Source organism: Hymenobacter metallilatus (assembly GCF_003944705.1).
GTDB classification, from domain to species: Bacteria; Bacteroidota; Bacteroidia; order Cytophagales; family Hymenobacteraceae; genus Hymenobacter; species Hymenobacter metallilatus.
This window is the reverse complement of the sequence record NZ_RWIS01000004.1, coordinates 247,161-260,373: the sequence shown is the minus strand read 5'-3', so window position 1 is coordinate 260,373 and position 13,213 is coordinate 247,161. Positions and strand designations below refer to the sequence as shown.

The window sequence follows — 13,213 nt, the reverse complement described above, 5'->3', positions numbered from 1 at the left end:
ACAGATTTGAGCATAGAAATAACGCTATAGGTGAAGTACTGCCAGGTCCCGGCACAACGGAGCCGGCATCTGGAAACAGGTGCCGGCTCGGGGCTGCTAAAATCGTGCTACTTCCGCTTCACGGAAGGCTTTGCGGCTGGGCGAGCGGGTGCGGGGCGGCCCGTTGGCGCAGGTGCTCCATTGACAATCTGGCCGTTGCGGTAGGTTTTCTTTTCCTGCACCGTTTTGCCATCAGGCCCAAAATAGCTCCACACCCCGGACTCCTTGCCATTGCGGAAAAAGCCGCTTACCGCTAGGGTACCATCTTCGCGCAGCTCCCGGTACGCCCCGGTTTTTACCCCTTTCAGGTAAGTGGCTTCCTTGTTGAGCTTACCCGAAGGATAGAATTCCTGGCCCAGGCCGCTGGGTTTGCCGGCCTCGTAAAGCAGCTTGCTTTGCACAGTGCCGGTGGGGTAGTAGCTGATTTTTTCGCCGGCCAGCTTGCCGTTGGCATAAGTTTCCTGCGCAGCCAGCTGCTTCCCCCCCGGGTGAAAAGTACGCCACTGACCCGCGGGTACGCCGTTCTTGTACTGCTGCTCGGCTTTGGCCGGGCCATCCTCATAGTACTGCGTAATCTTCCGGTCCCGCCCCATGTTGCTGTACTCGATTTTCTGCTCCGGCCGGCCCGATTCGTAGAAATCCTGCTGGGTGCCCGTCAGCACGCCCTGGCGGTAGGTCTGGATGCTCTTTACGGCTCCGCTTTCGTAGTAGGATTTGGCCGGACCATCGAGGTTGCTGGTGCCGCCGGCCAGGTTGCGGGCCTGCTTGGTAAGGTCGTCGGCCAGCGGATTTTTTACAGCCCGTCCCACCAGGGTGGCAGGGGCGTAGGTGCCCTCGGTGCGCAGCTTGCCCGAGCGGTAATAGCTCCGGTAGCTGCCTTTGCCGCTCTTGTCGGCCTGCACATCGGTTTCTACCTGCCCGTTGTCGTAGTAGGTTTTGTAGGGCCCGGCCAGCAGGCCCTTGCTAAAAGTGCCCTCACTCTGCAGCTGCCCGTTTTCGTAATAGGTTTTTACCGGCCCGGTAGCCTGGCCGTTCTGATAGGTAATTTCGGCCCGGGGCTTGCCAGAAGGGTACAGTTCCCGGATGGTGCCGGCCGGCTGTCCGTTGCTGAGCGTGGTTTCGAGCTTAATTTCGCCGTTGGGGTGGTAATAGCGGAGCAGGCCGGCGGGCTGGTCGTCGGCATAGGTACCTTCCTGGGCCAGCTTGCCGTTGTCGTAATAGGTTTTGAACGGGCCTTGCCGCACGCCATCCTGGTAGGTTACCTCCAGGCGGTGCCCCCCGTTCGGATGAAACTCCACGTAGCTGGAGTCGCGCTTACCATCCTGAAAGCTGGTTTGAGCCTCCAGTTTGCCGGAGCGGTAAAACCGCCTGTACGTACCCTGCATAACGGTATCGGCTCCCACCAGCGCCGAATATGCTTCGCGCCGCTGGGTGCTGGTGGAGTCGTAGTACGTAGTGAAGCGGCGTAGCTTCTGGGCCGGGGCAGCAGTGGCGGCAAAAAGCAGGAGGAAGGCAAGCGTAATTCGTTTCATAGCGGCAAGAACGAAAGTCTGATTGAGATAGTACGGGGCCGGGCTGCCCGCCGTGGCTGGCAGAAGAAAGCACCGGGGCACGCTGGGTTATGGAAATCCGGCCTACTCCAAACAAAAGCCCTGCCGCACCGGGTGCAGCAGGGCTTTAGAATTGGTTGCTGATTGTATTCGTTCCAGCAATCAACAATTATTACAGCTTCTCCACTACCAGGGAGCTGGCGCCGCCGCCGCCGTTACAGATACCGGTAACGCCGATTTTGCCGCCCTCATTCTGCAGCACGTTTACCAGCGTGGTTACGATGCGGGCACCAGAAGCGCCCAGCGGGTGACCCAGGCTTACGGCCCCGCCATACACGTTCACTTTGCTGCCTTCCAGGTTCAGGAGCTTGTTGTTGGCCAAAGAAACCACCGAAAACGCCTCGTTAATCTCGTAGAAATCAACCTCGGAAGCTTCCACGCCGGCATGTTTCAGGGCCTTCGGAATAGCCAGGGCGGGGGTGGTCGTGAACCACTCGGGTGCCTGCTCAGCATCGGCAAAACCCCGAATGAGGGCCAGCGGCTTCACACCCAGTTCCTCAGCTTTTTCACGACTCATCAGCAGCACGGCGGCCGCGCCATCGTTGAGGGTGGAGGCGTTGGCCGCCGTTACGGTGCCTTCTTTGCCGAAAGCCGGCTTAAGGCTGCCAAACTTGGCGAAATCAGCCTTGGTGTATTCTTCGTCGTCGCTGATTACGGTTTCCTTGCCCCGCACCGAAATGGTAACCGGCACAATTTCATCCTTCTTCTTGCCGGCCTGAGCCGCGGCGGCACTCCGCTCGTAGCTCTGCTGGGCAAACTGGTCCTGCTCCTCGCGGGTGATGCCGTAGTGGGTGGCAGTGCGGTCGGCGGCCACGCCCATGGCGAAGTCGTGGTAGGGGTCCCAGAGGCCGTCCTTCATCAGCCCGTCAATCATCTGGCCGTGCCCGTATTTTGCCCCGAAGCGGGCTTTGTCCAGGTAATACGGTACGTTGCTCATGCTTTCCATGCCGCCGGCTAATACCACCTCGGCCTGGCCCAGCATAATAGCCTGGGCCCCAAACATGATGGCCTTGGTACCCGAAGCACATACTTTGTTGACGGTGGTACACTCCACAGTATCGGGCAAGCCGGCTTTTTTGGCCGCCTGCCGGGCCGGAGCCTGGCCCAGGTTAGCCGAAATGACGTTGCCCATAATCACCTGCTGCACCTCTTTCGCCTCAACGCCGGCTTTTTCCAGCGCGCCCTTCAGGGCAATAGCGCCCAGCTCAACGGCCGATAACGACGACAAGCTGCCGCCAAATGACCCGATAGGAGTCCGTACAGCGGCTACAATAACAACTTCTTTGATTTGCATGATGCGGTTGGGTGGGAATGATGGAACTCGGGCCCTAAAGGTAGGAAGGTTTAGGGTACCGGATTACAGAGAGTAGGAGAGGGGTAAGTGGTAATTGATATACTGTTGCAGGTTCTGCACAGCGAGTCGCGTGGTATCCCACCCGTTGAGGCAGGGTAGCCGCCCGGGCTTTTTCCCGGGCGCTGATGCAAGGTAGGGCCTGCACGGAAGCACCTCACCGTAACGTCCCTCATCACCAGCCCGGCCGGCCCTTGGGGGCCGGTTTGGTAGCTTTGCGCGGCAGCTGCTGCAGATATTGTTGTTCGGTAGCGTGCAGCGCCTCCAGCAACTGCCGGGCCTGGCCGGGGCTCAGGTTCATCTGCAGCAGCCGGGCCCGCTGGGTTTGCAGATTAGCTTCCGCGTTGGAGGCTACCTCTGTGCCCCCGCGCTGCCTGCCGCCGGAAGCTTCCGGTCCGCCCTCCTCAATGCCCATCCCTCTCACGGAACCCGGCTGACTGCCCTGGGCTACTTGTTGCTTCGGACCAGTACCGGGCTGAAAGCCGGAAGGAGCCGAGAGGCCAGGCTGGCCTGAGGGCTCGTTGGGGTTGCGCTGCCCTCCGGCATCCGGGCGGGCCTGAGGGGCACTGCGCGGGTCCTGGACCTGGTTGTTGAGCTGGCCCGGAGTGGTAGTGCCCGCCCGGGTCTGGGGTGTTTGCGAGGGAGTATTTTCGTTGCCGGGGCCTCCGGCCGGCCCTGGAGGGGGCAGCTGCGGCCTGGCTGACTGCTGGTTAAGCAGTTCGCGCAACAATTCGTAGTTATACCGGGCATCGGCATTATCAGGGTTAGCCAGCAATGCCTGCCTTGCCAGGCTAAGAGCCTGCACATAGTCTGCTTTCTGGGCAGCTATGTAACTAAGCTGTTGAAATGCCACGCTGCGCATAGTGGTTAACTTGCTGGTGCTGAGTTGGCTGTAGTAGCCCCGGGCTTCGGCCGGCCGGCCGGCCCGCAGGGTAGCGTGCGCCAGGTTCAGCCATATTGCCTCGTCGGGGGCGCTGAGGCTACGAGTTGCTTGTTTAAAAGCGGCAGCAGCCTCGGGGTACTGCTGCCCCGCATAGGCACGGGTGCCCCGCTCTACGGTGGCATTTCGCTCGTGGATGCGCGTAAACCCACCCCAGGTGCTTAGTAGCAGCACTCCGCCTAGCAGGATACTTCTCACGGGCGAATCACTTTTACGGTTACAAGAATATCCAGCGCAATCAGGCCCAGAGCCAGCAGCAGGGGGTACCGGTAGCGGTTATCCGCCACCGATACGGTGCGGACCTGCTGCGCCTGGCCCTCCACATGGTTCAGCGCATTAAGCAAAAACGGAAACTCGTTGCGCTGATCCGTCAGCTCAAAATACAGGCCCCCGGTTTGCTCGGAAAGTTTGCGCAGCGGAGCCGCAACCAGTCGGGTTATGGCTTCCCGGCCCTTAGCGTCGCGCACGTAGCCCCGCCCGCCCGTTTGCGGAATCCGGCTGCCCTCAACTGTGCCTACGCCCACGGTAAATACCTTGGCTCCCGAGCGGGCCAGTACCCGCACAGTAGGTTCCAGGTTATCCCCAAAATCCTCCCCGTCCGTCACGAGCACAATGGCTGTAGCCCGCGGCGGAGTTGTACTGTTGGTGAGGTCTGGGGTAGGGGTATTGCTCAAGCGGGTAAGTACCAGCTCCAGCGGCTGGGCCAGGTCGGTGCTGCCGGGTGGTACCAGAGAGGTATGCAGGGTACTTACAAAAAGCTGCAGCGCCGCTTGGTCGTAGGTAAGCGGACACTGCACGTAGGCCTCACCGGCAAACACGACCAGCCCCAGGCGGTCGGCCGGAAAGCGGGAAATGAGCGTGGCCAGCTCGGCCTGCACTTTCTGCAGCCGGGAGGGAGCTACATCCGGCGCGTTCATGGAGCGGGAAAGGTCCACCAGCAGCCACACATCCTTGCCAGCCGTGCGCACCGGATTTTGGGTGAGGCCATAAGCCGGGCCCAGCAAGGCAGCTCCCAGCAAGGCAAAATACGTTAGTCGCAGTAGTAGCTTCCAGCCCAGCCGCCAGCCACGCTGCCCCAGAGGGGCCGCCAAGCGCCGGGTCCGGAATCCGTAGCCGAGATACAATAGAAAAAAAAATACCACCGCCAGCCCTTCGGGCCAGCCCATCTGGTACGCCCAGTTTAGCATGGCGGTAACCCCTTAGCGTTCAAAATACAACCAACCTGAGTACAGACAAACGGCAGCGCAAGTGAGGTCCGGTACCCGGCCTTTTTGCGCTGTTTGCCGTGGCAAGATGGAAGATATTTTTTTTGAAAAAGGTTTGTTTCTCCATTCGCCTCGTATATTTGCACACCTTTCAGCCGGAAAGTAACCACCTGGAGAGGTGGGTGAGTGGCTTAAACCAGTAGTTTGCTAAACTGCCGAAGACCTAAAGTTTTCCGGGGGTTCGAATCCCCCCCTCTCCGCATTTCTTAATTAAGAATTAAAAATTAAGGAATTAAAAATGGGAGATACTGCCCTTTTTAATTCCTTAATTTTTAATTCTTAATTCATTTTCGGGGTGTAGCGTAGCCCGGTATCGCGCCTGCTTTGGGAGCAGGAGGCCGCAGGTTCGAATCCTGCCACCCCGACACCAACAGCATAGCCGTCAGCCCACCTCTGGGGCGGGCGGCTATTTGTTTTTGACCCCGTAGCTCAGCTGGATAGAGCAGCTGCCTTCTAAGCAGCCGGTCATTGGTTCGAATCCAATCGGGGCCACGCTGATAATGAGCCACTTAGCATCTGCGCTGAGTGGTTTTTTTGTGCAAGTTGCCTATTCCGGCGTCTGAAAAGGCCATGCTGCGTGGAGCGGGTGAGCTGCATTTGGCGGGCAAGGGCACCTCTGGCCACGGGCATTACCTGATGCGCCGGCCAGGCGCGCCCAAGCGGTAAAAATTACCCGCCCACCCGTACAGAGCGGTGGTATCGTGCGGAATACTGTTCAGGCTCTATTACCCACCATTAGAACAGTGCCACGGCTATTTAGAGCTATTGCCCCGAGAAATAATCGTGCAGCACCTGCTGTACTTTAGCAGCATTCAATGGTTTATTAAGAAAACCGGCCACGGGTAATTGTTGCAGGCGCTGCAGGTCACGGGGGTGAACAGAAGTTGTAAGCATTACAATAACCAACGACTGTTGTGTAGCCAAAGGCAGTTGCTGATAGGCTGCCAGAAAGCCGAAGCCATCGAGCAGGGGCATATTGATATCCAGTAAAACCAGAGCCGGGCAGGCCGGAGTGGCCTTGGCGCACTCAGTAGCCAGTACTTGCAAGGCCTCCTGGCCGTTGAGGGCCACCAGGACGTGGTCGGCAACTTCTAGGCGTTCAAGCAGTTTGCGGTTTAGGTAATTGGTGGTGGTGTCATCGTCAACCAGCAAGATGCAGCTGAGCTTGGGCATTGTGCAGATAACTTATGGTGGTAGATGCAGATCAGCGGGGGAAATACACCCGGAATGTGGCCCCTTGGCCTACATCACTTTGTACTTCTATTCTTCCGCCCGCGTTTTCTATCATGCGCTTCACCATGTACAAGCCCAGGCCAGAGCCACCCACGTGGGTATGGTAGCGGCGGAACATGGTAAATAGCTGTTGCTCACGCTTGAGGTCTATTCCCAGGCCTTGGTCCTGTACCTCCAGCACGTGAAAGTCGCTTTCTTGCCAGCTACGGATGCATACCTGCGGTGCCTGCTGGGGCTGGTGATACTTGAGTGCATTGCTGAGCAGATTATATACTACCGAGCGAAGATTCTTCTTTGTGAACAGTACCGTGGGAGTAGCCTGCACCTCCACTTGCAGTTGGCCACCGGTTTGGCGTAACAGTGGTGCCAGATCCAGGCGTACATCCTCAATTATGTCGGCCAGCGCCACCCGAACCTGAGGTTGGTCGTGCTCCTTTTGCAGCTTGCTCACATCGGTGAGGTGCTCAATGGTCCGGGTAAAACGGTCTACCGAGTCCTGCATCAGGCTCAGGATGTAGGCAACCTCCGCGTTCTGGTGTTCAGCAGGTAGCTCGCTCTGCAGCGTATGGAGCAGGCCTTCAATATTAGAAATGGGTGCCTTAAGGTCGTGTGAGGCGGTATAGATGAAATTGTCCAGATCGGAATTGGTGCGGGTGAGCTGCTCGTTGGCCTGTTTGAGCTCGGTGATGTCAATTGCCGAGCCCACGTATCCGTACAGCTCGCCGTTGGCATAGAAGCTGGGAGCACCCTGGGCCAGCAGCCAGCGGTACTGTCCATCGTGGCGGCGCATACGGTGCTCCAGCACGTACAAGCTACGTGTGCGAATAGCCGTTTCGAGGGTGGTTTGGGCCAGTTCCATTTCTTCGGCTGGTAAATAGTTAGCCCAGCCTCGGGTTATGTACTGCTCCAGGCTCACGCCCACAAAATCCAGGAACGCCTGATTGGCGTACCGAATGGTTGTATCCGGGTTGACGGCCCATACCTGGTTGGGGGCGGCATCGGCCATGATGCGGAACCGGGCTTCGCTTTCCTGCAGAGCGGCCGTACGCTCCTGTACCCGGGTTTCCAACTCTTGGTTGAGCTGTTCAATCTGTTGGCGTGCCCGCACCGAGCTGGTTACATCGTAGGAAAAATTGAGCACCCCGGTTATTTGGTCCTGAGCGTCGCGCAGGGCCAGGAAAAAGAAATCGTAATAAGCCTGTTCCAGCTGCCCCGTTCGCTTGAAATCCACTTGCACCGGCAGCCCAGCCGCCACAAAAGGCTCCCCGGTTTGGTACACCCGGTCCAACTCATCCAGAATACCCTGACCGGCCAACTCCGGCCACACCGTTCGGATGGGCTGCCCCAGCAACTCCCGCCCGTTGGCAACGCGCTGGTAATGGGGGTTCACAAGGGTAAATACCAGTTCGGGCCCCTCGTGTACGGCCACGTGAGCGGGTAGCTGCATAAGCACCTCATAAAACCGCTGGCGCTGAATTTCGGCTTCCGCACGGGCCGATTTTTCCCGGGTCTGGCTTTCCCGCAGCGCTACTTCCACTGGGGAGCGAGACTGGTCGGCCGTATCAGTGAAGCTCACCCATAGTCCGTCGCCGGAGCGCCGGGCGGCTAGGCGGTAGTAGTTGTCGTAGCCATCAGCCTGGTAGTTGATGTTATACTCCCGGGGCTCTCCGCTCACATACGCATCCACATGAAAGGCAAACGTACCGTGTGCCTTGCTGTGGGGCCACTGCTCGTTGTGGGTAACGACGGGACGTTCCGGCATACTCATCATGCGCTGCGCCGTAGGATTGAGATATTCGAAGATAAAGTCCACTATCTCGCCTGAGCCAGCCGGGTCGTAGAGGGGCGTGTAGTAGATGATGCCAGTCAGGGAAACGGCCAGCAAATCGGCTAGCAGGTCGGGGGCGGGCAGTGCCTGGAAAGGCAGAGGAACTGACGTAGCAGACATGGGGTGGAAACAACGGCGGAGCGCCGGAAGATAAAAAAGCGGGGGTGCATAACCGGCGGCGCAGTGGTTCGGCCAGCGGCTAGCCTGGGCTCCTGTACACCAAGCACCCCCAACACTCAGGGCCTGGTACCCGGTCCTTTCACACAGCGTATCAGCCCCTGGTCGTTACTGCCAGCTGGAGTAGCAGATAGGCAGGTGCTACGGCCTGGAGGGCCGAAGGGGCAGAGCAAGCAGCATACGGCGCGTAAGGTAGTTCTTTTTAGTCAGCTCCAGGCTTATACAGGAGCCAGGCGCTTACCGGGTTGTGCCCATGAGTCGGCGCTGTTCGCCCGGTGCAGGCAGGAGCAGCAACAGGAACAATCCTGAGATGCCAGAAGCTGCTGATGCCGCTGGTAGAGCGGCGGCGCTGCCGGAGGGCCGCCGGCAGCTCATGCCTGAGAAACCAGTGCGTGCGCAGGTAGGGCAGAGGGCCATACCGGCTGGGGCGAGCCATTGCACCGGCAGCCGTAACGTGGTACCTTGCTACTGCCAAGAGCCCCTGCCGCTTTGCCCCGCCGGAATTCGGCACGCTACCACACCAGTTTGCCCCTGCCCGCTTACCCCATTGGTATTTTCGCTGCCTGAGTTGATTTGAGCCGGCAGCAGATTCCTGGTTACGGCTCCGCCCTGTCCTTCCGTTATGCTGTTTGCCCATCCTGCTGAATTATCTCCCGCATCTTCTCAGGAAGTATTGCAGACCATCCTGGAGGCTTCGGCCGTGGGAATTGCCCTGCTACGGCCAGTGCTGGCGCGGCCAGAAGATGCCGGGAGCACCTTCGCGTGGCAATACCTGAACCCGGTGGCCCAACGCCTGCTGCAGCTCCCGGTACAGCCCCCGGAAGCCGCCGGCGGCCTGCTGGCTGAGGCCGCTTTTCAGGCAGTGTGTCGGGAGGTGTATGCCACGGGGCAGGCGGGTACTTACCCAGGAGCTACGGGGCAGGCCATTATCCGGCGTAGCGGGGGGCTACTGCTGGTTAGCTTCGAATCCGGCCCGGCCGAGCTGCCGCTGGCCGGAGCCGGGGCACTCCGGCCCCTGTATCAGGTTCTGGAGCAAATTCCGGCCTTGATCTGCATTTTCGAAGGCCCGGAACATGTATTCCGGTTCGTGAACCCACCTTTCCAGGCCCTGGCCGGCAACCAGAGTCTGGAGGGCCGGCCCGTAGCGGAGGCGCTGCCCGAGCTGGCGGGCCACCCGCTCGTTCCGCTACTCAACCATGTGTACCGCACCGGAGAGTCGTACCAACTGCGGGAAATACGGATACCCCTGGCTGAGGCTTCCGACAGCCGCCAGGGGCCGGCCCAACGGTGCTACCATTTCATTTACCAAGCCCGTCGCAACCAGCATGGGGCAATAGTAGGCGTATTGGGATTTGCCTACGATGTAACTGACCTGGTAGTGGCCCACCAGCGGGTGGTGGAGCAGGAGGTGCGTACAAAGCAGCTGAACGAGGAGCTGGCCGCCGCAAACCAGGAGCTGCACAGCGCCAACCACCTGGCCCACTCTCATACCCAGGAACTGCAACAAGCCCACCTGACGCTGCAACAGCTCAACCAGGAGCTGGAGGCGCGGGTGCTGGTGCGTACCCGCCTGCTGGCCGATTCGCTGGAGGAAACTGAAAACCAGCGCCAGCAGGTGCAGCGCCAGCAGCAGCAGCTCCTCCAGATTTTGGGACAGGTGCCAGCTTCGGTAGCCACGCTGGAGGGGCCTGAGCACCGGTATTCCTTCTTCAACACCAGCTACCAGCACCTCACCGGCAACCGGGCCCGCCTGGGCCTCACGGTGGCGGAGGCCCTGCCTGAAGTAGCCGAGCAGGGCTTTACCCGGCTGCTGGATCAGGTATACGCCACCGGCAAATCGTTTACTGGTACTGAAACGCCCCTGGAGCTCATCAACCCGGCTACCGGCCAGAAGGAAGCGCGCTACATCGACTTCATTTACCAACCCCTGCGCGATGCACAGGGTGACACGCACGGTATTCTGGCCTTTATCCTCGATACCACCGAGAAGGTGCTTACGCATCGGCGGGCCGAGGCGGCCCAGCAGGAAGTGCTGGCCGCAGCCCGGCAGCTGGCTACCCAGCGCGACACCTTTTATCAGCTTTTTGAGCTGACGCCGGCAGCTGTATGCATCCTGCGGGGGCCGGAGCACCGGCTGGATTATTTCAACCCGGCTTACCAGGCCTTGTTTCCAGAACGCCTGCAGCGGGGCCGTACCATTGCCGAGCTGCAGCCCGAGGCGGTGGAGCATGGGTTTCTGGCACTCCTTGACCGGGTGTACCGCACGGGCACAACGTATTTCGGTTATGAGCAGCTGCTCATGATTGAGCAGGCCAGTGGGAAGCCCGCCCAGGAAACCTATTTCGACTTCACCTATCAGCAGTTTCAGGAAGCCGGCCAGCCCGCGGGTATTTCCGTGTTTGCTTCTAACGTAACCGAGCGGGTGCTGGCGCGGCGGCAGCACGAGGCCCAACAGCAGCAGCTGCAGCGGGTGTTTGAGCAGGCTCCCGTAGCCATTGGCGTGTTTTCGGGGCCCCGGTACCTGGTGGAGGTGTGCAACCCCGGTTTGCAAGCCATTTGGGGGCGCACCGAGGCACAAATGCTGGGAAAACCGCTGTTTGAGGTAGTGCCGGAATTCCGGAGCCAGGGCGTGGAGGAGCGAATGAGTGAAGTAATGCGTACCGGGCAACCCTTCACCGCCCTGGAACTGCCCCTGCAAGTGCAGCACCAGGGGCAGCTGCTTACCCTGTACGTCAACTTTGTGTACCACCCACTGCGGGATGCCCAGGGGCAGGTGACGGCTCTGGCCGTAGTAGCCACCGACATCAGTGAACAGGTACGGGCCCGGCAAACCAGTGAGGCTGCCGCCCATCGGCTCCAGCTTATCACCGATTCTTTACCGGTACTGATCAGCTACCTGGATAAAGAGGAGCGGTACCGCTTTGTCAATTACGGCTACGAAACCTGGTTTAACCGCAAACCCGAAGACACGCTGGGGCTGTCGGTGCGGGAAGTTATTGGGGCGCAGGCCTACCAAAGTGTTGCGGGCTACCTCCGGCGGGCTCTGCAGGGGGAGCGGCTCGACTTTGAGGCCCGTATGCCTTACCGGGAAGGCTTTACCAAGTATGTGCATATCAGCTACGTGCCAGATATACAGAGCGGTGAGGTACACGGTATCTACACCCTGATAAGTGATATTACAGCGCAGGTGGAGGCCCAGCAGGAAGCCGACTGGCAGCGCCGGTTGCTGGAAACACTGTTTATGGAGGCTCCGGCACCCATTGCCATCCTCGACGGGCCCGACTGGACCTTCCAGCTTGTTAACCCCGCCTACCAGCGCATCTTTCCCGGCCGGGAGCTACTGGCCAAACCGGTGCTGGAGGCCATGCCCGAGCTGGCCGGTACCACCATTATTGATAGTTTGCGGCAGGTGTATCATACGGGCGAGACAGTCGTGTTTCAGGAGTTGCCCCTGCGCTTGGCCCGCCACGCCCACGGCCCCCTGGAGGATCTGTACTTTACCTTCACCTACCAGGCCCGCCGCACTGCCGACGGGGCTGTGGATGGGGTATTGGTGTTTGCCTATGAAGTAACCGACCAGGTGCGGGCCCGGCGGGTGGTGGAGAAAAGTGAGCAGTACCTGCGCATGATGGCCGATAACGTACCGGCTATGATCTGGCTGACCAACGCCGACGGCAACTGCGTGTACATCAATCAGCAGTGGTATGAGTACACCGGCCAGACGGAGGCCGAGGGTCTGGGACTGGGCTGGCTCACCGTCATTCATCCGGATGATGTCAGTGCCGCCCGCACTACGTTTCAGGATGCCTCCGTCAGCTTTGCGCCGTTTAGCGTGCTGTACCGCTTACGGCGCCGGGATGGGCGCTACCGCTGGGGGCTGGCCACGGGTTTTCCCCGCTTTGGGCGGCAGGGCCAGTTCGAGGGCTACGTGGGCACCGTATTCGATATTCACGAGCAGAAGCAAGCCGAACAGGCGCTGCAACGGCTCACCCACAAGCTGCGCACCGCCCGCGACCAGGCCGAAACCCTGAACACGGAACTGCAAGCCAGCAACGAGCAGCTGCGCCGCACCAACGTAGACCTGGATAGTTTCATCTATACCGCCTCGCACGATTTGAAGGCGCCGATTACGAACATCGAAGGGCTGGTGAATCTGCTGCAGCTCCAGGTGCCCGCCGAAACCCCGCTGGCCGCTGAGGTGCAGCCCCTGCTGAACATGATGCGGGAGTCGGTAGCCCGGTTTCAGCGGACTCTGGAACACCTCAGCGACGTAACCAAGCTGCAGAAAGAGTATGGTCAGCCCGTAACCCAGGTGGATATAGCGGCCATTGTGCACGACGTACAGCTGGATTTGCGGCCCCTGATCCAGGAAGCCCGGGCCCAGGTGGTAGTAGAAGTAGGAGACTGCCCCAGCATTGCGTTTTCGTCCAAAAACCTTCGCTCCGTGGTGTACAACCTGCTCAGCAATGCCCTGAAATACCGCTCGCCCGAGCGGCCGGTGCAGGTGCGCATCTGCTGCCGCCCCGAAACCGACTACCTGGTCTTATCAGTGCAGGACAACGGCCTGGGCATGGATGCCCGGCAGCTAACGGAGCTATTTACCATGTTCCGGCGCTTTCATCCCGGCATTGAGGGGTCGGGTATCGGGTTGTATATGGTGAAAAAGATTGTGGAAAACATGGGCGGGAAGCTCACGGTGGAAAGCGCCCCCGATGCAGGATCTACGTTTTCTGCCTACTTCCGGCGCTAAGCTGCGTATAGACGGGAAGC

7 protein-coding genes and 3 tRNA genes are annotated in these 13,213 nt (G+C 59.7%); 4 read left to right on the top strand and 6 right to left on the bottom strand.

Features of this window, described 5'->3' with window-relative positions:
• Positions 1 to 107: 107 nt before the first annotated feature.
• The 4 genes from EI290_RS08515 to EI290_RS08500 form a co-directional block, all read right to left on the bottom strand.
• Entirely contained in the window at positions 108 to 1,571 is a 1,464-nt protein-coding gene (locus EI290_RS08515; protein WP_125428673.1) for a toxin-antitoxin system YwqK family antitoxin, read from the bottom strand.
• 190 nt (positions 1,572 to 1,761) lie between these two features.
• A complete protein-coding gene (locus EI290_RS08510; protein ID WP_185816905.1) occupies positions 1,762 to 2,943 on the bottom strand; it encodes an acetyl-CoA C-acyltransferase in 1,182 nt (393 codons plus the stop codon).
• A 232-nt stretch (positions 2,944 to 3,175) separates the two neighbouring features.
• A complete protein-coding gene (locus EI290_RS08505; RefSeq protein ID WP_148103625.1) occupies positions 3,176 to 4,114 on the bottom strand; it encodes a tetratricopeptide repeat protein in 939 nt (312 codons plus the stop codon).
• A gap of 20 nt (positions 4,115 to 4,134) precedes the next feature.
• Complete coding sequence (locus EI290_RS08500; RefSeq protein WP_125428669.1) at positions 4,135 to 5,127, bottom strand: VWA domain-containing protein; 993 nt, start codon at positions 5,125 to 5,127, stop codon at positions 4,135 to 4,137.
• A 190-nt stretch (positions 5,128 to 5,317) separates the two neighbouring features.
• On the opposite strand from EI290_RS08500, the gene EI290_RS08495 reads away from it, so the two are divergent.
• From EI290_RS08495 to EI290_RS08485, 3 genes are all read left to right on the top strand, one after another.
• Positions 5,318 to 5,405: transfer RNA gene (locus tag EI290_RS08495), tRNA-Ser, on the top strand.
• 91 nt (positions 5,406 to 5,496) lie between these two features.
• A tRNA-Pro gene (locus EI290_RS08490) sits at positions 5,497 to 5,570 on the top strand.
• A 53-nt stretch (positions 5,571 to 5,623) separates the two neighbouring features.
• A tRNA-Arg gene (locus EI290_RS08485) sits at positions 5,624 to 5,697 on the top strand.
• A 270-nt stretch (positions 5,698 to 5,967) separates the two neighbouring features.
• Here the strand turns inward: EI290_RS08485 and EI290_RS08480 are convergent.
• A complete protein-coding gene (locus EI290_RS08480) occupies positions 5,968 to 6,378 on the bottom strand; it encodes a response regulator (protein ID WP_125428667.1) in 411 nt (136 codons plus the stop codon).
• Between the two features lie 31 nt (positions 6,379 to 6,409).
• A complete protein-coding gene (locus EI290_RS08475; protein ID WP_125428665.1) occupies positions 6,410 to 8,386 on the bottom strand; it encodes a sensor histidine kinase in 1,977 nt (658 codons plus the stop codon).
• 730 nt (positions 8,387 to 9,116) lie between these two features.
• Here EI290_RS08475 and EI290_RS08470 point away from each other — a divergent pair.
• A complete protein-coding gene (locus EI290_RS08470; RefSeq protein ID WP_185816904.1) occupies positions 9,117 to 13,193 on the top strand; it encodes a PAS domain-containing protein in 4,077 nt (1,358 codons plus the stop codon).
• Positions 13,194 to 13,213 lie beyond the last annotated feature (20 nt).